21 protein-coding genes are annotated in these 20,645 nt (G+C 69.2%); 10 read left to right on the top strand and 11 right to left on the bottom strand.

What is annotated here, in order from left to right; all coding sequences use genetic code 11:
- Nucleotides 1-2 precede the first annotated feature (2 nt).
- The 6 genes from OG413_RS06725 (at nt 3) to OG413_RS06695 (ending at nt 5,355) form a co-directional block, all read left to right on the top strand.
- Nucleotides 3-500, top strand: coding sequence for a hypothetical protein (locus tag OG413_RS06725; RefSeq protein WP_266803464.1), 498 nt, complete (start codon nt 3-5; stop codon nt 498-500).
- Between the two features lie 1,085 nt (nt 501-1,585).
- Nucleotides 1,586-1,831, top strand: a complete 246-nt coding sequence (locus tag OG413_RS06720; protein WP_266803463.1) for a hypothetical protein — start codon at nt 1,586-1,588, stop codon at nt 1,829-1,831.
- Nucleotides 1,800-2,324, top strand: a complete 525-nt coding sequence (locus OG413_RS06715; protein WP_266803462.1) for a DUF6879 family protein — start codon at nt 1,800-1,802, stop codon at nt 2,322-2,324. The genes OG413_RS06720 and OG413_RS06715 overlap by 32 nt, the downstream gene beginning before the upstream one ends.
- A 12-nt stretch (nt 2,325-2,336) precedes the next feature.
- A complete protein-coding gene (locus tag OG413_RS06710) occupies nt 2,337-3,188 on the top strand; it encodes a helix-turn-helix transcriptional regulator (protein ID WP_266803461.1) in 852 nt (283 codons plus the stop codon).
- Between the two features lie 725 nt (nt 3,189-3,913).
- Entirely contained in the window at nt 3,914-4,369 is a 456-nt protein-coding gene (locus OG413_RS06700; protein WP_266803459.1) for an NUDIX domain-containing protein, read from the top strand.
- 59 nt (nt 4,370-4,428) lie between these two features.
- Complete coding sequence (locus OG413_RS06695) at nt 4,429-5,355, top strand: hypothetical protein (protein WP_266803458.1); 927 nt, start codon at nt 4,429-4,431, stop codon at nt 5,353-5,355.
- A 46-nt stretch (nt 5,356-5,401) separates the two neighbouring features.
- On the opposite strand, the gene OG413_RS06690 is transcribed toward OG413_RS06695, so the two are convergent.
- Nucleotides 5,402-5,674 (bottom strand): winged helix-turn-helix domain-containing protein, encoded by a 273-nt coding sequence (locus OG413_RS06690; RefSeq protein ID WP_266803457.1) that lies wholly within the window; start codon nt 5,672-5,674, stop codon nt 5,402-5,404.
- A gap of 161 nt (nt 5,675-5,835) precedes the next feature.
- Here OG413_RS06690 and OG413_RS06685 point away from each other — a divergent pair, with 161 nt between their 5' ends.
- Entirely contained in the window at nt 5,836-6,141 is a 306-nt protein-coding gene (locus OG413_RS06685; protein WP_266803456.1) for a hypothetical protein, read from the top strand.
- A gap of 298 nt (nt 6,142-6,439) precedes the next feature.
- On the opposite strand, the gene OG413_RS06675 is transcribed toward OG413_RS06685, so the two are convergent.
- Entirely contained in the window at nt 6,440-6,886 is a 447-nt protein-coding gene (locus OG413_RS06675; protein WP_266803455.1) for a VOC family protein, read from the bottom strand.
- Here OG413_RS06675 and OG413_RS06670 point away from each other — a divergent pair.
- Nucleotides 6,885-7,520 carry an ABATE domain-containing protein gene (locus OG413_RS06670; RefSeq protein WP_266803454.1) on the top strand — a complete coding sequence of 212 codons (636 nt, stop codon included), beginning with the start codon at nt 6,885-6,887 and terminating at the stop codon, nt 7,518-7,520. The two genes, OG413_RS06675 and OG413_RS06670, sit on opposite strands and share 2 nt — an antisense overlap.
- Before the next feature lie 100 nt (nt 7,521-7,620).
- Here OG413_RS06670 and OG413_RS06665 read toward each other — a convergent pair whose 3' ends face one another.
- The 3 genes from OG413_RS06665 to OG413_RS06655 all read right to left on the bottom strand — a co-directional run bounded on the left by OG413_RS06665 (nt 7,621) and on the right by OG413_RS06655 (nt 10,343).
- Nucleotides 7,621-8,139 (bottom strand): hypothetical protein, encoded by a 519-nt coding sequence (locus OG413_RS06665; protein WP_266803453.1) that lies wholly within the window; start codon nt 8,137-8,139, stop codon nt 7,621-7,623.
- 18 nt (nt 8,140-8,157) lie between these two features.
- A complete protein-coding gene (locus OG413_RS06660) occupies nt 8,158-9,849 on the bottom strand; it encodes an FAD-dependent monooxygenase (RefSeq protein ID WP_266803452.1) in 1,692 nt (563 codons plus the stop codon).
- 83 nt (nt 9,850-9,932) lie between these two features.
- Nucleotides 9,933-10,343 (bottom strand): helix-turn-helix domain-containing protein, encoded by a 411-nt coding sequence (locus tag OG413_RS06655; protein WP_073718981.1) that lies wholly within the window; start codon nt 10,341-10,343, stop codon nt 9,933-9,935.
- Nucleotides 10,344-10,733: 390 nt separating this feature from the next.
- On the opposite strand from OG413_RS06655, the gene OG413_RS06650 reads away from it, so the two are divergent.
- Entirely contained in the window at nt 10,734-12,167 is a 1,434-nt protein-coding gene (locus OG413_RS06650) for an MFS transporter (RefSeq protein WP_266809943.1), read from the top strand.
- Here the strand turns inward: OG413_RS06650 and rarD are convergent.
- Nucleotides 12,110-13,147, bottom strand: a complete 1,038-nt coding sequence (gene rarD, locus OG413_RS06645; protein WP_266803451.1) for an EamA family transporter RarD — start codon at nt 13,145-13,147, stop codon at nt 12,110-12,112. The genes OG413_RS06650 and rarD overlap by 58 nt on opposite strands.
- A 221-nt stretch (nt 13,148-13,368) precedes the next feature.
- Nucleotides 13,369-14,229 carry an SDR family oxidoreductase gene (locus OG413_RS06640; protein WP_266803450.1) on the bottom strand — a complete coding sequence of 287 codons (861 nt, stop codon included), beginning with the start codon at nt 14,227-14,229 and terminating at the stop codon, nt 13,369-13,371.
- 110 nt (nt 14,230-14,339) lie between these two features.
- On the opposite strand from OG413_RS06640, the gene OG413_RS06635 reads away from it, so the two are divergent.
- Nucleotides 14,340-14,723: a helix-turn-helix domain-containing protein gene (locus tag OG413_RS06635; RefSeq protein WP_266803449.1), complete on the top strand. Its 384-nt coding sequence runs from the start codon at nt 14,340-14,342 to the stop codon at nt 14,721-14,723.
- Between the two features lie 155 nt (nt 14,724-14,878).
- Here OG413_RS06635 and OG413_RS06630 read toward each other — a convergent pair whose 3' ends face one another.
- The 4 genes from OG413_RS06630 to OG413_RS06615 form a co-directional block, all read right to left on the bottom strand.
- Nucleotides 14,879-15,937: a 2-oxoacid:ferredoxin oxidoreductase subunit beta gene (locus OG413_RS06630; RefSeq protein ID WP_266803448.1), complete on the bottom strand. Its 1,059-nt coding sequence runs from the start codon at nt 15,935-15,937 to the stop codon at nt 14,879-14,881.
- Nucleotides 15,930-17,885 carry a 2-oxoacid:acceptor oxidoreductase subunit alpha gene (locus OG413_RS06625; RefSeq protein ID WP_266803447.1) on the bottom strand — a complete coding sequence of 652 codons (1,956 nt, stop codon included), beginning with the start codon at nt 17,883-17,885 and terminating at the stop codon, nt 15,930-15,932. The genes OG413_RS06630 and OG413_RS06625 overlap by 8 nt, the downstream gene beginning before the upstream one ends.
- Before the next feature lie 249 nt (nt 17,886-18,134).
- Nucleotides 18,135-18,794, bottom strand: a complete 660-nt coding sequence (locus OG413_RS06620; protein WP_266809941.1) for a response regulator transcription factor — start codon at nt 18,792-18,794, stop codon at nt 18,135-18,137.
- A gap of 453 nt (nt 18,795-19,247) precedes the next feature.
- Entirely contained in the window at nt 19,248-20,603 is a 1,356-nt protein-coding gene (locus tag OG413_RS06615; RefSeq protein WP_266803446.1) for a sensor histidine kinase, read from the bottom strand.
- Nucleotides 20,604-20,645 lie beyond the last annotated feature (42 nt).

Below are 20,645 nucleotides of genomic sequence, written 5' to 3'. Positions count from 1 at the left end.
TTATGACGATCGAAATTGAGAAGGCCGCGGAGCGCGTTGCGAAGCTCCGGGCGCAGGCGGAAAAGCTGTCCACTCCGCTCGCCAACGCACAGGCCGAGTTGGAAGCGGCGCAGGAAGCCGAAACGACCCGACGTGCGGAGCGAGGGGCGGTCTATGACCGCCAGTTTGCCGACACTTGGCACGAACGGGCGGACGAGGCTGCCCGCTCCGGCGACGAGGCCCACGAGCGGTTCATGGAGGCCCTGTCGGTCGAACCGTGGTTCGCCGCATATGTCGAATACCGTGCGGCCCGCTACCGGCGCGGACACGTGCTCACCGAAGCAGAACGAGCGCAGCGAGCCATTAGGGAACCGAACACGGTGCCCGAACAGCGTTGGTATGACGCGCAGATCCTTGATGAGATTCAGCGAGCGGTCGAAACGCAGGCTGCCGAAATCGGTGCACAGTTCGCCGAAGAAATGACGAAGGCTCGCGAGGGTCACCTTTACGGAACGAACTAACGATGGCTACAGACGCACTCGACCCCGGACCGAATGGGGATTACCCGTACTTCCCCCGTGATGAGCACGGCCGGCCCGCATGGGCTGATACGGGAACGCATGCAGAGACCGTAATGCCGAAGGGGATTCAGCGAATGCGGCATGCTGGCCGGCTCACGGTTATTCATCTCACGCCCCGACACCCGGATGAGACTCCGCTTGATCCCCCGGCCATTCCACCTAATGGCCCCCATGCCGCGTAAGCCCGTACCCCCTTCCCGATACCCGGGTGCCCTGAGTTGACGGCAGGGTGGTAGGTCGGCACCTGGGGGCAATCCATTGCATTGCATTACGCATAAATGCAATGCAATGGATTACGTTTAGTTTCGTTCGGGAAACGAAACTAAACGGCCTTGCCGTGAAGGTGGAGAGACTTAGCGTTAATGGGAGTTCGGCGGTGAAAAGCTGCTACGGTCCTCGCCATGGAACCAGCTACCTACGGGCTGCCGATGACTGGATTGGTGGCGCTACTGTCCTCGCTCGCTATCGTCGCGCTGGCGCACCCAGATCCACGAGTAAGGCAGCGCGCATTAGTGATCATCCGCACTGTCTTTGGGCGACGCGAGTGACCCAGGCGGGTGCCCCCATCGCCCGGTCCAAAAGAGCGGCAGGGAGGTGACTTTCTCGCGTGGCTAATTAGAGCGTTCCTGTGGGGGTGATTTCATGGGGTTGCTTGGGATACTCGACCCGCGAGACCTTGCCAGAATGGAAATTCAGTCGCTCCCGAGCGTTGATGGCGTTCCATGCATTCTATGGACCGGTGCTCTCGTTAAGGGATACGGCTGTATTGGCCGGGATGGCAAGACACTTCGGGCACACCGGGTTATATGTACGAGGCTATGCCCGCCCCGGACGCACTGTGCGCTGTCGCACCTGTCCCGGGTCGCCTGCGCCCTTGCCCCCGATTGCTGCCCGCGCTGGGTGGTCGTCGGGGGCTTCGGCATGTCCGGGGCAAGTGCCCAGGGGGCAGGCGGTCTTGACGCTGTGCACCCGACGGGGTAACGCTCGTGCAACCAGGTAGAACCGAGTAGGCAGGGGTCAAGGTCATGGCTCTAATGTTCTTCGGCAAGGACCCGAACACCAACGGCGACAACTGCCCGACCGTGTGGGTAGACGAGAAGTGTGCCGACATGGTGTTCCAGGGGTGGAAGGCGGACGAGGAGACGGAAGCGGAGTGCCTGACGGTCGGGCACATCCCCGACTCTGAGGCGGTGATCCGTGTTCCAGCGAGCATGGTGCATCTGATCAGGAAGGCGTGTGATGAGGCCGAGCAGCGTTCCGCCGTTCAGTGAGCTGATCGGGAACTGTCACCGCTCCGCTGTCCACCTCGAACTACGGGACACTTACGAGGGGTACGACGACGGGGGCCGCTTCGCTGAGTGGAAGCAGGCGGGCGGGATCACTCCGGCCTTTGTCGCGGACTTCCAGGCGTGGACCGATCTAGTGCGGGGAGCGGTTGCCCGTGGCGTGGAGATGCGCCGGGCTCGGGTTGTCTCTGAGCCGGTCACTGACTACATCCGGTTTGAGTACGAGGCAACGCACCTCAACCAGGAAGCCGGGGAACAGGTGCGATGGCTACCGCGCAGGGACGCCGCAACGTTCCTTCTGCCGGGCGCTGATCTGTGGATCTTCGATGACCGGCTGATCAGGTTCGGGCACTTCACGGGAAACGGTGCGCTGGACTGCCAAGAGATGTGCGATGACCCGGTAGTGATCAAGAAGTTCAGCGAGGCATTCGAGGCTGTGTGGCAGCGCGCCACCCCGCACGAGAGGTTCACGGTCTAACCGCGCAAGCTCATGCCCCAGTACCAGTCATCAAGTGTCGAGAGCGCCCGCAAGGCTGTTGCGGCACGGCTCCGGGAAGCGCGCCTAGACGCTGGCTTGAAGGGGCACGAGCTGGCCGCACGCTGCGGCTGGCACAAGTCCAAGACCTCTCGCATTGAGAGCGCCCGCACGCCCCCGTCTGACGCAGATATCCGCGCATGGTGCGCCGCCTGCGGGACGGATGATCAGGCGGCCGACATAGTGGCCGCGTCGCGTACGGCGGACTCGATGTATCTGGAGTGGAAGCGGCTACAGCGCACCGGCCTGCGCCGCCTGCAAGAGGCCCGCATCCCGCTGTATCAGCGCACCAAGCTGCATCGGGGCTACGCCTCGCACGTCGTGCCGGGACTGTTCCAGACGCCCGCCTACGCCGCCGCGCTGCTCTCGTCCATCAGCCGGTTTCATGGCACCCCCAACGACACGGCGGAAGCGGTAGATGCCCGCATGGACCGTGCCCGCGTGCTGCACGAGGGAACGCACCGTTTCGCGCTGTTGGTTGAGGAATCCGTGCTGCGCTACCAGGTGGGCAACTCGGCAGCCATGGCTGGCCAGTTGGGACACCTGCTGTCGATCATGTCGCTGCCCGCTGTCTCCCTCGGGATCATCCCGTTCGCCGCGAGTGAGCGGGGCATGTGGACGCTAGAGACGTTCGACATCTTCGATGATCAGCGCGTTCATGTGGAATTGCTGACGGCTCAGGTGACGCTCACCGCGCCGGGTGAAGTGGGCATGTACGTCAAGGCATGGGGTGACCTAAAGGGGTTGGCCGTCTACGGGTCGGAAGCCCGCGCATTGGTGGCTGCTGCCCTTGGCGCGCTGCGGTGAGAAGTCGCGTGCAACAACGTAGAACTCACTAGGCGTTGGGGTTCCGCACTCCCTAGCGTGGTCGTCATCGGACCACGTGAGGGGACGGCCGGCATGAAGATGCAGACAACACAGGGGAGTCCCGTGAACCTCCCGCTGGGACTGGACCCCGACCCTGCGCCGGTTCCGGGCTGCGCCCACTGTGACAACGTCGCCCAGGAGCGCGACCGGTCCAAGGTGAACGGCGACGCGAGCGGCGTGAGTGATTGCAACGTGAGGTTGCGGCGGCACCTCACGGCGGATCACCAGTGAGCACCCCCGTACGGCCGCAGGGGCGTTGTACTCCGCCCCTCCCGCCCCTGGAGTTGGTGTGCCTCATAGGCGACCCCAATGGTCCGTACGCGGGATCTCCTGCCGGTTGGTGGGATCAGTACGGCGGTGCTGTGGACGGGAGTTCCGGCGTGGTTCACCTTCCCGGCCCGAAGCATCCCCCGTCGTCCTTCCACCCGGACGGCTGCCCCAACTGCATTCCGCGGCGTGGTGACGCGTGAAGTGTGCGCGGCATGTTGCCTGGTCGGTTCTGGTGTTCGCCGCGGCTGCGGCAAGCATCGCGCTGCCCGTACTGGCTCCAACCTGGCCGTCTCTCACTCCGAGCCGGCGGGCTGGGGCGTGACCCACTCCCCACCGCTCCGGTTGAATCAGCTACCGCAGGCGCCCCCGGCGCTTGCCCTATCGAAGGGGTGCGCATGAAAAGGATCGTTGCCCGGGTGTGGAAACTCATTCGCGGGCCTCTGCAATGGCGCGTCCTGTGGTTTGCACACGCCAAATTTATGGTTGGCGTGACGGGTGTGGTGCGAAACGAACAAGGTCAAGTCCTCTTGCTCAAGCACCGAATGTGGCCCGCCGGCCGTCCATGGGGTCTTCCTACCGGATACGCCGTCAAGAGCGAGGAATTCCCGAAGACGATCGTTCGGGAGGTTCGGGAAGAGACCGGCCTCGAAGTTGTTCCGGGAAGACTGGTTCAGGTAACCAGCGGCTACAAACTGCGCGTGGAAATCGCCTACGAGGCGCTTCACACAGGTGGAACTCTCAAGCTCGACGGGTTCGAGATTCTGGAGGCGAAATGGTTCAGCCCGGATGCACTTCCGGAGGGGATTCAAGAGAGTCACGTTCAGCTCATCAAGGCGGGCTCGCCGACTTAGCGGAACTCGCGCCGAACGAGTACGTGACCGGCGCTAAGGCAATCGCCGCACCGGCAGCTATGCGCACCGACGCGTCTCCGCTGACGGAAAAGCATCCCGCCCACGTCTTCCGGCCCCTCTCGGAAATGCTCAGCCGGTGGGCGGCAGACGGAATCGACACCACCCCGTTTCATTCTGGTGTCGAAAACGCCACACGCCGGTATGCCGGGTACGGGCTGGCCAAGATGCTGCCGCTTGATCGCGTGATGGTCGGCTGTGACTCCTCGCGTGCCGGTGCCTTCGGTGGATTTCACCACCCGGACCAGGGATACCGGCACTTTCAGATGGTGGCCGTCATCACTATGTACGGACCCATGGAGCAACGGAATCCAGATCGCCCCGCGCTGGCCCTGCTCGACCTTCTTCGTGCGTACGCTCATGACTGCCTTCACTACGGGTCGCGTCGGCGGTATGTGGAAGTGGCGGGCGTGCCCGTCCGAACTCAGTATGGAATCAACTACCGCCGGTCAACCGGACAGTCTTATTCGGCTGCCGACCAGCGCGGAAGTCACCACACCCGCAATATCGGAATCGTCATGGAAGGTGCGTGCGACAAAGAGGCGCGTTCCATCACTCGGCAGACGGTAGAGCGCTTCGGCGTGCCGGAGCCCTCAGACGTTCTCGATTCCCTCGCGTTTCGGGACGTGACGGGAACGCTGACGGAAGGGGACGCCGACCGCGCGGCGGGGATGTCGGGAAGCGACGAGCAGACGCGATACGCGGCGGCCCTCACCGGCTACGAGAATGGCGTCAATCGCCGCTACGCGCGCTTCCTTGAGGAGTTCGCACCCGGCGAAGAAGGCGCGTGCCACACACGGCTCCTCGGGGCCATCATCAGCGGTGACGCGACCGCACTGGGGGCATGGCTGGACGAGCGGCACGGCCCCGGGACCTTCACCGGCCTGTTCCGTACGCCGGGGTACTTCGACCCTGGCTTGACCGCGTAAGTGGTCTCCCGGCGACCTGCGCTGCCCCGTGGCGCATGGGCGGGGTCTACTGCGTGCCCTGGTCCTGCTGTCCGTCCTGGCTGCGGTCGCGTACGTAGGTACCTCGCTGCGGCACGGTGTAGACGTACCCGAGTTCCCGCAGGTGCCGCACCGCACGGCGGGCGGTGTCCCGCGCCACGCCCCATCGCTGGATCAATGAGGACTCCGAGGGGATCGGGCGGTCCACAGGGAGGGTGCCTGACTCGATATCCCGGATGATCTCCGCCGCGATCTGCTGATACGGCGGCATCGGGGCTTCGTAGTCAATGCTCGGGCTCATGGGGAGAGCGTAGACAACAGGACACGCATACGACCGTCTCCATACGTGGGTAGACGTGGCTATAGGAGTTGTCTTACCGTCGCAGGTGAAACGCCCCGACAGACCGATTAGGCCCGGTCCATCGGGGCTCGCCGAACAGCTGTCTAGGAGCTGAACGACGTATGCGCGACCTTATCGCCCGCTCCCTTACGTGGGTGCTGCGGCTGCTGCTGCCCGCCCAAGGGCAGCACAGCACAACGGCCACCCCGACGACTCCCGAGCCCGCGCCCGTGTCGCCCTGGTCCCGCCCGTGGACCGCCCCGTCATCGCAGGAAGTCCGAGCGATCTTCCAAGACGAGCGCACGCAAGAGCTGCCCCCGCTCCAGCGCGAACGGGTCTGGGCCGCCGAGTTTGCCGATCTCGGGTTGGACTACGACTTCCCGACCATGCCTCTCGGCAGCCTTGTGGGCCGCAAGGGGGCAGCGTGACCGCCCCCGAGTTCATATCCGCGATGCTTCGCCCCGAGCCCGCCCCCGAGCCGCGCGGGGCCGTGTGCTGCCGCTGTGATCAGTGGACGTACGCCCCTATCCCAGTCCGGTACATCGAGCGCCCGAGCGGCCCCGGAGTGACCCTGTACGCGTGCCCGAGTCACGCCGTGGCGATCGGTGCGGGCCCGACCCCCGATGACGAGCTACGCGCCCCGTAGCGACCCCGCAGACAGGAAACCGCCCCGTTCGGCCAAGTGCCGGGCGGGGCTCTGCCGTTGGCGCTGACGTGCAGGTATTCTCAGAACCGGTAGTCAGAAGTGTTGGGGTCGCTGAGGACGAGCCAGCTCCCGCCCGGTTCGTCCACCGTACGCAGCAGGCCCGCGCCCAGTTCCCGCAGTCGTGCCACCTCCGCGTCGCGCTGTCCCGGTGCGGCGTGCACGTCGATGTGGAGGCGGTTCTTCACCGCTTTCGGTTCCGGTACCCGCTGGAAGAGCAGCCGCCGCCCCTGTCCCGTACCGCTCAACTCCTCGTACGGATCGTCCGGGTGGCGTGCTGCCGCGAGATCGCGCCAGGCGCGGCGGCCGTGGGCGTGGACGGTGATGGCCTCGGGCACGGCCCCGGCCGCGAGCAGTTGCTCGACCAGGGCGCTGTTGTCCTCGACGAGGTAGCCCAGGGCCTCGGCCCAGAAGCCGGCCTGGGCGTGCGGGTCGGCGCTGTCGATGACGAGTTTCCAGTGCAGGGTCATGGAAACCGTTTATGGTGGTTACGTGACTGAGAGGGCAAGGGGCGCGCCGGGGCTGGTCCTGAGGCACCCGGACGGCAGCTCGTTCCGCTTCGATCCCGGCTCCCTGTGCCTGGAGTTGCTGCCCACCGGCGGCCCCGGCCCGCTCGCCCGCTTCGAGGTGCTGAACGAGCCGGTGGATCTGACCGGGTGGGCGGCGGAGAGCAGGCTGCCCGGCGGGCTGCGGCTCACGGTGTGCGCGGCCGAGGTGTCCGCCGCCCGTGAACTGCGCGATGCCCTGTGGCGGTTGACCGCCGACCGGGCGCACGGCCGCGAGCCGGACCCGGCCGACCTCGACGCGGTGAACGACGCCGCCGCGCACCCGCCGCTGACGGCCCGGCTGACCGGGGGCGGCGACCGGGCCTGGGCCCCTGGGGCCACCGGCTCCCAGCTGCTCTCGACGGTCGCCCGCGACGCCGTGGACCTGCTCACCGGACCGTACGCCCACCGGGTCCGGGAGTGCGGCGCCCATGACTGCCGCCTGCTCTTCGTCGACACCTCCCGCCCCGGCAGGCGCCGTTGGTGCTCGATGGAGCGCTGCGGGAACCGGCACAAGGTGCGGGCCCACCGCGCCCGGCTGACCGAAACCGGCGAGTGAGGGAAGCGGCTCCGTGCGGATGGGGCTTCGTGCGGATCAGGTTCCGTACGGATCAGGTTCCGTACGGATCAGGTTCCGCGCGGATGAGTCTGCGTGCCGATCAGGCTCCACGCGGGGGACAGGCCGCGCAGACGTGTCCGTCGATCGCGGCCAGCAGTTCCGCCGCGGCCTTCGCCTCGGACGGCGCCTGTGGTTCCGGTTCTGGCGTCGGCACCGGCACCGTTACTGGTGTGGACTGCTGACGGGACGCCGGTGCCGCGGCCAGCCGTTCGGCCGTCGCGCGCCCCGCCACGACCGCTTCGTGCGCCCCGCGCGCCCACTCGGGGTGGTGATGATGCCCGGCGGAGAGGATCGTCCTCAGCAGCTCCAGCACCCCGGCCCGGTCCCTGACCGTCTCCGTGCCGGCCAGCTCCCACAGGAACGGCACCGCGGCCACGGTCGCGTCGAAGACCGCCAGCGCCCCGATCCACTGCTCCAGATCGCTCAGCGCGTCCTCGGCACTCGGGGCGTCGCCCCAGGCGATCCGCGACAGCATGCCGGGGACCTGGGACGCCGAGCCGCGGGCATGCTGGAGTTCGTGCCACTGAACGTTGCTCATGCCCTTGAGAACTGTCCCCATCCGGGCACTCAATCAGCCTTACCGCACGGCGTCCACCATGCCGGCGGCACCGTCCGCCCGGTGCAGCAGGTCCAGGTACTCCCGTACGGAGCGGGGGGCGTCCGCCGGGGCGACGATCCCCACGTGGTTGTCGGGCCGGATCACGACGACCGCGCCGGAGCCGCCGACCCCGTACGCCGCCCGCGCGTGCCCCTGATGGTCGATCACCGCGTGCGCGTCGGCGCCGGGTGTCTCCCCCGCTCCGTACACCCGGCAGGCCCGTACCGCGCCACTGCCCCCGTACGCGGCCGTCACCCCCCGCAGCGCCGTCGCGCTGCCGGGGCCGAAGCCGAGCACGGTCAGGTGCGGTCCGGCGAAGGAGCGGAACAGGCTGGTCGGCGCGCCCGTCGCGGCGACGAGGCAGGGGGCGTCCGGAGCCCGGTCGCCGGAGTGCGGGCCGTCTCCGGGGCCCCCGCCGCCCGGCGCGCTCCGGTGCTCGGCGGCCAGCGAACTCCACCGGTAGCCGGTGCCGAGCCCGGCCGTTTCCGGAGTGATGGCCGAGTCCAGACCGCCGCCGGGCTTCCTGATCGCCGCCAGCGTGGCCCGCAGCCTCTCGGACGTCAGGTCCAGGGTCCGGGCGGCGACCGGCAGCCGCTCCTCCTCGTACGTGTCCAGCAGCCCCGGCTCCGCCCGCCCGGCCAGCACCTGGGCGAGCTTCCAGCCCAGGTTGAAGGCGTCCTGGAGGCCGGTGTTCATGCCGAGGCCGCCCGCGATCGCGTGCACATGCGCGGCGTCCCCGGCCAGGAAGACCCGGCCCACCCGGTAGCGGTCGGCCAGGCGGACGTTGACGCGGTACGTCGACAGGAGGGTGGCGTCGGTGAGGTGGCTGCCGGGGAGTCCGGTGTGCCGGGTGAGCAGCCGCCGGAACCCTTCCCGCGACGGGGCGAGGGGGCGGCCCTCCTGGTCGCGCTCGGGCCCGGCCTGGAACCACCAGCCCGAGGGCGTACCGGGGATGGGGCAGAGCATGACCGCACCGTCCTCGTCGAACCACTGGTGCCAGCGGTCGCGGTCCAGCACGCCGTCCGTGAGGGCGACATCGCCGCAGACCATCATCTGCTCGGCGTGCGTCTCCCCGTCGAAGCCGATCCCGAGGAGTTTGCGTACGGGGCTGTGGGCGCCGTCGCACCCGACCACGTACCGCGCGCGGACGGGGGGACCGGCGGCGAACGTCACGGTGACGTGCCCGCCGTCGCCCGATTCCCCGCCGTCGCCCGTTCCCCCGTCCGCGCGCGTGATCTGCGCGATCTGCGTGATGCCCACGACCTCGGCGCCCAGTTCGACGCCGACGCCGGACGTGGCCAGCCGGTCGCGCAGGATCTCCTCCAGCCGCCACTGGGCGATCAGCCATCCCCTGTCGTAGGGCGCGTCCGGCGTCGGGGTGCTGTCCGCGTACGGGTCGGTGTCCATGACCGGCAGCCTGTCCCGGTACTTGCGCATCGGCAGCGGCGCCGACCCGGCGGCCAGCACCCGGTCGATGACACCCAGGTCCGCCAGGACTTCCAGGGACCGGGGGTTGGGCCCCTTGGCGCGCGAACTGCGCGGGTACGCGGGGGACTTGTCGACGATCCGTACGGCGATGCCACGCCGGGCGAGATCGCACGCCAGGGTCAGTCCGGTCGGGCCCGCGCCCACGATCAGTACGTCCGCCGGTGTGCCGGCCGTGTCGGTCATGCCCGCTCCTCGGTTCGTGTTCCGGAGCACCCAGAAAAACGTAACCAAGTAATAAAAGCAACCCAGTAACTATCGCGAGAGTGTCAGTGGTCCTCCAGGGCCGCCCGCCCGTCGTACGAAGCGCGCGCCGCCGCGATCTCGTTCTGGTGCTCCTCGGTCCAGGTGACCAGGGAGCGGATGGTGGTGTGCAGGGTGCCGCCGAGCGGGGTGAGCTCGTACTCCACGCGGGGCGGGACGACCGCGTGGACCGTCCGCTCGACCAGGCCGTCGCGCTCCAGCTGGCGCAGGGTGACGGTGAGCATCCGCTGGCTGATGCCGTCGATCTCCCGGCGCAGCTGGGTGAAGCGGAGCTTGCGGCGGTCGAGCAGGGCGATGACCAGCAGTGACCACTTGTCGGCGACCCGGTCGAGGATCTGCCGTACCTCGCAGCCCTCACGGGTGTCCCACTGGAACGGATCCGGGTCGCCGCCGGTCAGATGCCCGTCGTCGCTCACGGTCGCGCCTGCGGTCTGGGTCGCGCCCGCGGTCTGGGTCGCGCATACGGTCTCGCCCGCGGTCGCGGCCACGGTCTTGTCCGCGGTCGCGGCCACGGTGCCTTCGAAGTGACTCGGTGACTTAAAAGTGCCTACTTCCATGACATCTGATGGTGGCGCAGGATTCCCATGGTTACAAGAGGGAACTGACCCTCTTGTGCGTAACCGACCCGGCTGTCCGGCCGGTCCCGGAAGGGGACACCTGTGTCTGCCGACGTACCCACGCCACCCGTGCCACCCGCACCGGCCACCCCGGCACCCGCTTCCGGTGGCGCTTCGGGTTCCGCTTCCGGTCCCGCCGCAGGTTCCGCTTCAGCTTCCGCTTCCGGGTTTTCGCCCCGCGCACGGCTCCTGCTGCTCGTCCTGTGCGGCACGATCTTCCTGGAGGGCATCGACGTCGCCATGCTCGCCGTGGCCGTTCCCTCCATCAGGTCCGACCTCGATCTGTCGACCGGTACCGCGGCCTGGGTGATGAGCGCCTACGTCCTCGGCTACGCGGGCTTCACCCTCCTCGGCGGGCGGGCGGCCGATCTGCTCGGCAGGCGCCGCATGTTCCTCGTCTGGCTCACCGTCTTCCTGCTCTTCTCCGGGCTGGGCGGCTTCGCCACCGAGGGCTGGACGCTGGTCGTCGCCCGCTTCGTCACCGGAGTGGCCTCCGCCTTCATGACCCCCGCGGCGATGTCGCTGATCACCACCTCGTACGCGGAGGGCCCGCAGCGCAACAAGGCGCTGCTCATCTTCGCGGGCACGGCGGCCGGTGGTTTCTCGCTGGGGCTCGTCATCGGCGGGCTGCTCACCCAGCTCGGCTGGCGCTGGGTGTTCTTCGCGCCGGTGCTGCTGGCGGCGCTCCTCCTGATCGCCGCGCTGCGGACCGTCCCCGTCGAACCGCGTCCGGTCCGCACCGGCGGCTTCGACCTGCCGGGTGCCGCCGCGGCGGCCGGGGCGATGCTGCTGCTCACCTACGGAATCGTGCGGCTGGAACACGGTCTCGACGGAGGGCTGTGGACGGCCGGGGCGTTCGCCGCCGGGCTGGTCCTCATCCCGCTCTTCGTCGCCATCGAACGGCGCGCGTCCGCGCCGCTGGTCCGGCTGTCGATGCTGCGCCGGGCCGCGATGATCCGGGCCGACCTCGGGGCACTGCTCTTCGTGGGCTCCTTCTTCGGCTTCCAGTTCGTGATGACCCTGTACCTCCAGGAGCTGCGCGGCTGGTCCTCGCTCCAGACCGCGCTGGCCCTGGTGGTGATGGGTTCCGACGCGGTCCTCGCGCCGACCCTCACCCCGCGCCTGGTCGACCGCTACGGCAACACCAAGGTCATCCTCGGCGGCTTCGTCCTCGCCATCGCCTCGTACGGGCTGTTCCTGCCGGTCGGGCTCGACTGGTCGTACGCGGCGATGTTCCCGACCCTGCTCCTCACCGGCTTGGCCTTCGCCCTCGCGTACGGCCCGCTGTCGATCGCCGCGACCGACGGTGTGCCCGACAGCGAACAGGGCCTGGCGGGGGGCCTGCTGCACACCTCGACCCAGTTCGGCTCGGCGGTCGGCATCTCGGCGGTGACGGCGGTGTACGGGATCGTCTCGGCCGGAACGGACGGCTCCGCCGGGGCGACCCTGACCGCCTTCCGCGCGGCCCTGGTGGTGCCGGTGGTGATGGTGGTGCTGGGCGCCCTGATCACCGCACTCGGGCTGCGCCGGCGGAACGGGAAGCGTCCGCCGTCCGCCGGGTCACCTCAGGAGCTCGGTGCCCGTTCCGGGGGCGTGGCGCCGGGCGCCGTCCCCGTACCGTGAGCGACAGCGGTGGCGGCCGCCGCCGGGTCCGTCGCTGCCGGGTCCGTCGCCGCCGAGTCCGCCCGCGCCGCGGCCAGGCGCACCGCCTCGCCCCGGTTGCGCCGCGCCGTCCGCAACGCGTCCCAGGTCAGCAGCGACAGCGCCAGCCAGACCAGCGCGAACCCGGACCACCGCTCGGGCGGCATCTCCTCGTGGAAGTACAGGATGCCGAGCACGAGCTGGAAGACCGGGGCCAGGTACTGCAACAGCCCCAGGGTGGAGAGCGGCACCCGGATCGCCGCCGCGCCGAAGCAGACCAGCGGCACCGCCGTGACGATGCCCGTCGCGGCGAGCAGCACCCCGTGCCCCGCGCCACCGGACGTGAACGTCGTCTCGCCCCGGGCCCCGAGCCACAGCAGGAATCCGAGCGCGGGCAGGAAGAGCACCGCGGTCTCGGCGGCCAGTGATTCCAGGCCGCCCAGGTTGACCTTCTTCTTCGCCAGGCCGTACGTGGCGAAGGAGAAGGCAAGCGCCAGCGAGATCCAGGGCGGGTGGCCGTACCCGATCGCCAGCACCAGCACGGCGAGGAAGCCGGTCGCGACCGCGATCCACTGGACGGGGCGCAGCCGCTCGCCGAGCAGCAGGACGCCCATGGCTATGGTGACCAGCGGATTGATGAAGTAGCCGAGCGAAGCCTCGACGACCTGGCCGTTGTTGACGGACCAGATGTACAGGCCCCAGTTGACGGTGATGACCGCCGCCGCCAGGGCGATCAGGCCGAGCTTGCGGGGTGTGCGGATCAGCTCGCCGATCCAGGCCCAGCGGCCCACGACGAGCAGGGCCATTCCGACGACGCCCAGGGACCAGACCATCCGGTGGGCGAGGATCTCCATCGCCCCGGACGGCTCCAGCAACGGCCAGAAGAGGGGGACGATGCCCCACATCCCGTATGCGCCGATTCCGTACAGCAGGCCAGCCCGCTGTTCTGTCTTCCCCTTCACGGGCCCTCCCGGCGTACCTGCGTCGACGGATCGGCCGACTGCATGAAGGTAGCGCCGGAAGGGCCGGGTGTCATAGCCGTCTCACGGAAACACTCGTGACACGAGCCTCTTCCCGGTCGGGCCGTTGAGGAGGGGGCTTCCCGGTCGGGCCGCTGTGTGTGGGGGGCTTCCCGGTCGGGCCGGGCGGGGGGCGTCCCGACCGGGAAGGGGCTCTTCTCCGGTCAGGCCGTGGCGAGGGCCGCGGTCACCGATTCGGCGAGCGGCGTCGTCGGACGGCCGATCAGCCGGGCCAGGTCGCCGCTCGTCCCGGCGAGCAGCCCGCGCCCGATCGCCTCGTCGACGTCGACGAGGATCGCCGCGAAGCCCTCGGGCAGGCCCGCGCCGACAAGGATCTCCTGGTGGACGGCGGCGGGGACGTTGTTGTACGCGATCTCCCTGCCGGTCGCCCGGGACAGCAGCGCGGCGTACTCGGCGAACGACCAGGCGGTGTCGCCGCTCAGCTCGTACGCGGTGTTCAGGTGGCCGTCACCGGTCACCGCGACCGCCGCCGCGGCGGCGTAGTCGGCCCGGGTGGCGGACGCGACGCGCCCGTCGCCCGCGTTGGAGACGACCGCGCCGTGCTCCAGGACGGGGGCGAGGTTGGCCGTGTAGTTCTCGGTGTACCAGCCGTTGCGCAGGAAGGTGTACGGCAGCCCCGAGTCGAGGATCAGCTGCTCGGTGACCTTGTGCTCGGCGGCCAGCTCGAAGTCGGCGCCGGGGCCGCCGAGCACCCCGGTGTACGCGAGCTGCGCGACGCCCGCGGCCCTCGCCGCGTCGATGACGGCGGTGTGCTGCGGCACCCGCTTGCCCACCTCGCTGCCGGAGATCAGCAGCACCCGGTCACCGGCGCGGAACGCCCCGGTGAGGGTCTCGGGGCGGTCGTAGTCGGCGATACGCAGCTCGACGCCACGGGCGGCGAGACCGGCGGCCTTTTCCTTGTCGCGGACGACCGCGGCGATCCGGTCGGCGGGGACCGTGGTGAGCAGCTGCTCGACGACGAGGCGGCCGAGTGCTCCGGTGGCTCCGGTGACGACGATGCTCATGGTGGGTTTCTCCTCTTTGGGGGGTTCGGTCCGTTTCCGGGCCGTCTGGAACCCACCCTACGACGCACACTAACCAAGAGAAAGTACCCACTTTGAAGTAAGGTACTGATATGGGAGTTAGTGAAACGGGCCGTGACCCGGACGTCAATCAGGCGATGTGCCCCTCCCGCCTGGTGCTGGAGCACGTCACCAGCCGTTGGGGGGTCCTGGTGCTGGCCGCGCTGCTGGAGCGCTCGTACCGCTTCAGCGAGCTGCGGCGTTCGGTCGGTGGGGTCAGCGAGAAGATGCTCGCCCAGACCCTCCGGACGCTGGAGCGGGACGGCTTCGTGCACCGCGACGCGAAGCCGGTGATCCCGCCGAGGGTGGACTATTCGCTCACCCCGCTCGGCCGGGAGGCGGCCGAGCAGGTGTGGGGGCTGGCGCGCTGGACCGAGCGCCGGGTGGACGCCGTGCACGCGGCGCGCGAGGCGTACGACGGGGCCGCCCGGACCTGAAGGGCGTACGACGAGGCCCGGACCTGAAGTGCCGGGTCCGGGCCTCGTCGTGGGTGCTCGTGATGCGTGCGTGACGCTCGTGGTGCGTGTGATGGCGCTTGCATAGTGCTCGTGGTGCGTGCGGTGATGCTGTGGTGGCGCTTGCCGCCGGGCTGTCAGCCGACGACCGTCCAGGTGTCGTTGCCCGCGAGCAGCGCGCCGAGGTCGCCCTTGCCGTCCCGCTCGATCGCGGCGTCCAGCTGCTCGGACATCTGGCTGTCGTAGACCGGCCGTTCGACACTGCGCAGCACCCCGATGGGCGTGTGGTGCAGCGTGTCCGGGTCGGCGAGCCGGGAGAGTGCGAAGGCCGTGGTCGGTGAGGCGGCGTGCGCGTCGTGGACCAGGATCTGCGACCGGTTCTCCTCGGTGACCGCGACGACCCGGAGATCCCCGGTCGCCGGATCCCGTACGACACCCTTCGTGCCCTCGGCTCCGAAGAGGATCGGCTGCCCGTGCTCCAGCCGGATCACCGCTTCCTGGGCCTTCTCCTTGTCCTTGAGGACCTCGAAGGCGCCGTCGTTGAAGATGTTGCAGTTCTGGTAGATCTCCACCAGCGCCGTGCCCGGGTGGTCGGCCGCCGCGCGCAGCACACTGGTGAGGTGCTTGCGGTCGGAGTCGACCGTACGGGCCACGAAGGACGCCTCCGCGCCGATCGCCAGCGACACCGGGTTGAAGGGCGCGTCGAGCGAACCCATCGGCGTCGACTTGGTGATCTTGCCGACCTCGGAGGTCGGGCTGTACTGCCCCTTCGTCAGCCCGTAGATCCGGTTGTTGAACAGCAGGATCTTCAGGTTCACATTGCGGCGCAGCGCGTGGATCAGGTGGTTGCCGCCGATGGACAGCGCGTCGCCGTCACCCGTGACGACCCACACCGACAGATCGCGGCGCGAGGTGGCGAGCCCGGTGGCGATGGACGGGGCGCGGCCGTGGATGGAGTGCATCCCGTAGGTGTTCATGTAGTACGGGAAGCGGGAGGAGCACCCGATGCCGGAGACGAAGGTGATGTTCTCCTTCGCCAGGCCGAGCTCGGGCATGAAGCCCTGCACCGCGGCGAGGACCGCGTAGTCGCCGCAGCCGGGGCACCAGCGCACTTCCTGGTCCGACTTGAAGTCCTTCATGGACTGTTTCGCCTCGGCCTTGGGCACCAGGTGCAGCAACTCGTTGGTGTCAGGCATCGATGGCCTCCTGAAGAGCGGTGGCGAGCTGCTCGGCCTTGAACGGCATTCCGTTGACCTGGTTGTAGCTGTGGGCGTCGACCAGATACTTCGCCCGGAGCAGCATGGCGAGCTGCCCCAGGTTCATCTCCGGAACGACCACCTTGTCGTAACGCCCCAGGACCTCGCCGAGATTCCTCGGGAAGGGGTTGAGGTGTCTCAAGTGCGCCTGGGCGATGGGCTGTCCGGCGGCGCGCAGCCTGCGTACGGCGGCGGTGATCGGCCCGTACGTCGAACCCCAGCCCAGCACCAGGGTGCGCGCGCCCGAGGGGTCGTCGACCTCCAGGTCCGGGACGGTGACGCCGTCGATCTTGGCCTGGCGGGTGCGGACCATGAAGTCGTGGTTGGCCGGGTCGTAGGAGATGTTGCCCGTGCCATCCTGCTTCTCGATGCCGCCGATACGGTGTTCGAGGCCCGGGGTGCCCGGTACCGCCCAGGGGCGGGCCAGGGTCTGCGGGTCGCGCTTGTACGGCCAGAACACCTCGGTGCCGTCGGCCAGTTCATGGTTGGGGCCGGTGGCGAACCGCACCCGCAGGTCGGGGAGCCGGCCGACATCGGGGATCCGCCACGGCTCGGAGCCGTTGGCCAGATAGCCGTCGGAGAGCAGGAACACCGGAGTGCGGTACGTCAGCGCGATCCGGGCCGCTTCGAGCGCGGCGTCGAAGCAGTCGGCCGGGGTCTGCGGGGCCACGATCGGCACCGGGGCCTCGCCGTTGCGCCCGAACATCGCCTGGAGCAGGTCGGCCTGCTCGGTCTTGGTGGGCAGCCCCGTGGACGGTCCGCCGCGCTGGATGTCGATGATCAGCAGCGGCAGTTCGAGGGAGACCGCGAGCCCGATGGTCTCCGACTTCAGCGCCACGCCCGGACCGGACGTGGTCGTCACCGCCAGCGAACCGCCGAAGGCGGCGCCGAGCGCGGCACCGATGCCCGCGATCTCGTCCTCCGCCTGGAAGGTCCGCACGCCGAAGCTCTTGTGCCGGCTCAGCTCGTGCAGGATGTCGGAGGCCGGGGTGATGGGGTACGAGCCCAGGTAGAGCGGCAGATCCGCCTGCCGGCTCGCGGCGATCAGCCCGTAGGACAGCGCGAGGTTCCCGGAGATGTTGCGGTACGTCCCGGTGGGGAACGCCTGCGTCGCGGGCGCCACCTCGTAGCTGACCGCGAAGTCCTCGGTGGTCTCGCCGAAATTCCACCCGGCCCGGAACGCGGCCACGTTCGCCTCGGCGATCTGCGGCTTCTTCGCGAACTTCTGCCGCAGGAACTTCTCCGTGCCCTCGGTCGGCCGGTGATACATCCACGACAGCAGCCCGAGCGCGAACATGTTCTTCGAGCGCTCGGCCTCCTTGCGGGGGAGCCCGAACTCCTTCAGCGCCTCCAGCGTGAGCGTGGTCAGCGGCACCGGATGGACGTTGTACGCCTCCAGCGACCCGTCCTCCAGGGGACTGGTCGCGTACCCCACCTTCGCCATCGGCCGCTTGGTGAACTCATCGGTGTTGACGATGACTTCGGCGCCGCGCGGCACATCCGCGATGTTCGCCTTCAGGGCGGCCGGGTTCATCGCCACCAGCACGTTGGGCGCGTCGCCCGGCGTGAGGATGTCGTGATCGGCGAAATGCAGCTGGAAGGAGGAGACGCCGGGCAGGGTGCCCGCGGGGGCCCGGATCTCGGCCGGGAAGTTCGGCAGCGTCGAGAGGTCGTTCCCGAAGGAAGCCGTCTCGGAGGTGAACCGGTCACCCGTGAGCTGCATGCCGTCACCGGAGTCACCCGCGAAACGGATGATGACCCGGTCCAGGCGGCGGACCTCTTTCTCGCCGGCGCCCGTGGTTCCTGGCAGGGGGGCTCGCTGCTCCCCGACGACGGGTTCGCTGGCCTCATCGGCCCTTTCGGCCGGGCTACTGACCTGGCTGGTCACTGAACTGGACCTCCCTCGGGGCGGCGGTTCGGGACCGGCCGACCCGCCGGTGGTCCCACGGCCCACCCTACTTCCGCAAGGGCCGCCCTCCAGGGACCGATCACATGGCGGACATCATTTTGAGACACCCTTTTGGCCCGGTTTGACATATTTTTCAAGCCCCCCAGTCGTTCGCCTACAACGCTGCGTGCTCATTCTTTGGTGCTAGGTCCTCGGTTCTCGCCAGCAATCTGACACAGTGTCAGATGCTTAGGATTTCAGGTAGGTCAGGACGGCCAGGACGCGTCGGTGATCCCCGTCGCTGGGGGAGAGCCCCAGTTTCAGGAAGATGTTGCTGACGTGCTTCTCCACGGCGCCGTCGCTCACGACCAGCTGCCTGGCCACCGCCGAGTTCGTCCGCCCCTCGGCCATCAGACCGAGGACCTCCCGCTCGCGCGGTGTGAGTCCGGCCAGCACGTCCTGCTTACGGCTCCGGCCCAGCAGCTGAGCCACCACTTCCGGGTCCAGCGCCGTCCCGCCCTGCGCCACCCGCACCACGGCGTCCACGAACTCGCGGACCTCCGCGACCCGGTCCTTCAGCAGATAACCGACGCCCCGGCTGCTTCCGGCCAGCAGCTCGGTGGCGTACTGCTCCTCGACGTACTGCGACAGCACCAGCACCCCGATCCCGGGGTAGTCCTTGCGCAGCCGCACCGCCGCCCGTACGCCCTCGTCGGTGTGGGTCGGCGGCATCCGTACGTCGGCCACCACCACATCGGGCAGCGCCTGCTGCGCGTCGAGATCCGCCACGGTCTTGATCAGCGCCTCGGCGTCCCCCACCCCCGCGACGACGTCATGCCCGAGATCGGTGAGCAGCCGGGTGAGTCCTTCCCGGAGCAGTACCGAATCCTCGGCGATGACCACCCGCACCCTGTCCTCCACGACGCTGTTTCCCCTGCTGTTCTCGATGTGTGTCCGGCCTCTGTCGTCCCCAGCATCCCAGGGCCGGCGCGTGGATGGGGCGGCGCCCGGAACGGGGGTGCGACTTGGAGAGGTTTCCCCGATCCAGGGCTGGGCACTCAGCGTGACGGGAAACTCACCGCAAGGTGTGGTGTCGCCGGACTGCCCCGCCCCCGGAGCGGGTGTCCGGGGGCGGGGCGGGGCCGCGAGAGAGCCGTGGGCGGAGGCCGCGGACCAGAGGCGCGGAAGCAGGGGCAGAGGCGCGCGGGACCCGGTGGCCGCGCGGGGCCGGTGGTCGCGCGGGACCCAGCGGTCGCGCGGGGCCGGTGGTCGCGCGGGACCCAGCGGTCGCGCGCGGGAAGCGGACAGCCGGCGCGGGCGGGGCTCAGCCGCACCGGGGCAGCTCAGCCGCATCGGGGCAGCTCAGCCGCGCCAGGGCAGCTCGGCCGTGACCGTGGTGGGGCCGCCCACCGGGGAGTCGACCACCAGGATGCCGTCCACCGCGTCGAGCCGCTCCGTCAGACCGGCCAGACCGCTGCCCGCCGCGACATCGGCGCCGCCCCGTCCGTTGTCGGTGACCTGGAGCATCAGCCGGTCCGCGGTGTGCCACACGTCCACCGTGGCCCGGGTCGCGCGGGCGTGCTTGCTGACGTTCTGCAGGAGTTCCGAGACCGTGAAGTACGCGATGCCCTCGATGGCCTGGGCGGGCCGGGAATCCAGATCCACCTCGACCTTCACCGGGACGGTGCAGCGGGAGGCGATGGCGGAGAGCGCGGCGTCGAGGCCGCGGTCGGTGAGGACGGCGGGGTGGATGCCCCGCGCCAGGTCGCGCAGCTCCTGGAGGGCGACCTTAACCTCGCCGTGGGCCTCGTCGACCATGCGGGCGGCGGCCTCGGGGTCGTCGGTCAGCTTCTCCTTCGCCAGGCCCAGATCCATGGCGAGGGCGACGAGGCGGGCCTGCGCTCCGTCGTGGAGATCGCGCTCGATACGGCGGAGGTCCGCTGCCGCGGTGTCCACGACCACGCCCCGGTCCGACTCCAGCTCGGAGACCCGGCTGGCCAGCCGGGACGGGCCCAGCAGACCGGAGACCATCAGCCCGTCCACGGTCACCAGACCCCGGATGATCCAGGGCGAGACCAGGACCACGGCCAGGCCGATCGCGCTGGTCACGGCCAGGTCGGAGGGGGAGTCCAGGTAGACCTGGTGGGTGCCGTCGCCGTACAGCTGGACGCCGTCGACCCCCGTGTACGTCGGGAAGACCCAGTGCCACAGCGGATACGTGAGCGCCGTCCACCCGAACGACCAGAACGTGATGGCCACGCAGAAGGCGAAGACCGCCCACGGGAAGTGCAGCAGCGAGTAGAGCAGATGCCGCCAGGACACCCCGCTCTTCAGGACCGCGCCGACCCACGACATCATGCCGCCGGTCTTCCCGCGTACCGGTGCGGGGTCCGCCACGTCCAGCTTCAGCAGCCCGCGCGCCCGGCTCCGCTCCATCACGCCGAAGCCCCGGCACATCGTCAGTCCCACCGCGAGGATCGGAATGCCGAGGAAGGTGATCAGCATGCCGACGCCCAGCGTGGTCATCGTGAGCGCGAAGGCGAACAGCACCGAGCTGATCGGCAGGCTCAGCACCAGGTAGAAGAGCTCGCGCCAGGCCCGCGCCTCCAGCGGCGCACGCAGCGCGGCCGGGAGGAAGTGCTTGACCGGGGGGTGGTCCCCCACACCGGAGCCGGACCCCTGGTGGTCCCGCGTGTCCGGTCCGTATGCCGTGGCCATGAGTTCCGTCCGTTCCGTGTCCGCCGTTCCGTGTCTGCCGCG

Origin of the sequence: Streptomyces sp. NBC_01433, from assembly GCF_026340105.1 — a bacterium.
In the GTDB taxonomy this organism is placed as follows: domain Bacteria; phylum Actinomycetota; class Actinomycetes; order Streptomycetales; family Streptomycetaceae; genus Streptomyces.
Note: the sequence above shows the minus strand (reverse complement) of the source record. Positions and strands in the feature narration are given on the sequence as shown.

Coding starts and splice junctions, on each gene's coding strand:
- OG413_RS06700 (WP_266803459.1), top strand. CDS start 3,914: ATGAAAAGGATCGTTGCCCGGGTGTGGAAACTCATTCGCGGGCCTCTG.
- OG413_RS06695 (WP_266803458.1), top strand. CDS start 4,429: ATGCGCACCGACGCGTCTCCGCTGACGGAAAAGCATCCCGCCCACGTC.
- OG413_RS06665 (WP_266803453.1), bottom strand. CDS start 8,139: ATGGGGACAGTTCTCAAGGGCATGAGCAACGTTCAGTGGCACGAACTC.
- OG413_RS06720 (WP_266803463.1), top strand. CDS start 1,586: ATGGCTCTAATGTTCTTCGGCAAGGACCCGAACACCAACGGCGACAAC.
- OG413_RS06670 (WP_266803454.1), top strand. CDS start 6,885: ATGGAAACCGTTTATGGTGGTTACGTGACTGAGAGGGCAAGGGGCGCG.
- OG413_RS06715 (WP_266803462.1), top strand. CDS start 1,800: ATGAGGCCGAGCAGCGTTCCGCCGTTCAGTGAGCTGATCGGGAACTGT.
- OG413_RS06710 (WP_266803461.1), top strand. CDS start 2,337: ATGCCCCAGTACCAGTCATCAAGTGTCGAGAGCGCCCGCAAGGCTGTT.
- OG413_RS06685 (WP_266803456.1), top strand. CDS start 5,836: ATGCGCGACCTTATCGCCCGCTCCCTTACGTGGGTGCTGCGGCTGCTG.
- OG413_RS06675 (WP_266803455.1), bottom strand. CDS start 6,886: ATGACCCTGCACTGGAAACTCGTCATCGACAGCGCCGACCCGCACGCC.
- OG413_RS06615 (WP_266803446.1), bottom strand. CDS start 20,603: ATGGCCACGGCATACGGACCGGACACGCGGGACCACCAGGGGTCCGGC.
- OG413_RS06725 (WP_266803464.1), top strand. CDS start 3: ATGACGATCGAAATTGAGAAGGCCGCGGAGCGCGTTGCGAAGCTCCGG.
- OG413_RS06630 (WP_266803448.1), bottom strand. CDS start 15,937: ATGCCTGACACCAACGAGTTGCTGCACCTGGTGCCCAAGGCCGAGGCG.
- OG413_RS06660 (WP_266803452.1), bottom strand. CDS start 9,849: ATGACCGACACGGCCGGCACACCGGCGGACGTACTGATCGTGGGCGCG.
- OG413_RS06635 (WP_266803449.1), top strand. CDS start 14,340: ATGGGAGTTAGTGAAACGGGCCGTGACCCGGACGTCAATCAGGCGATG.
- OG413_RS06640 (WP_266803450.1), bottom strand. CDS start 14,229: ATGAGCATCGTCGTCACCGGAGCCACCGGAGCACTCGGCCGCCTCGTC.
- OG413_RS06690 (WP_266803457.1), bottom strand. CDS start 5,674: ATGAGCCCGAGCATTGACTACGAAGCCCCGATGCCGCCGTATCAGCAG.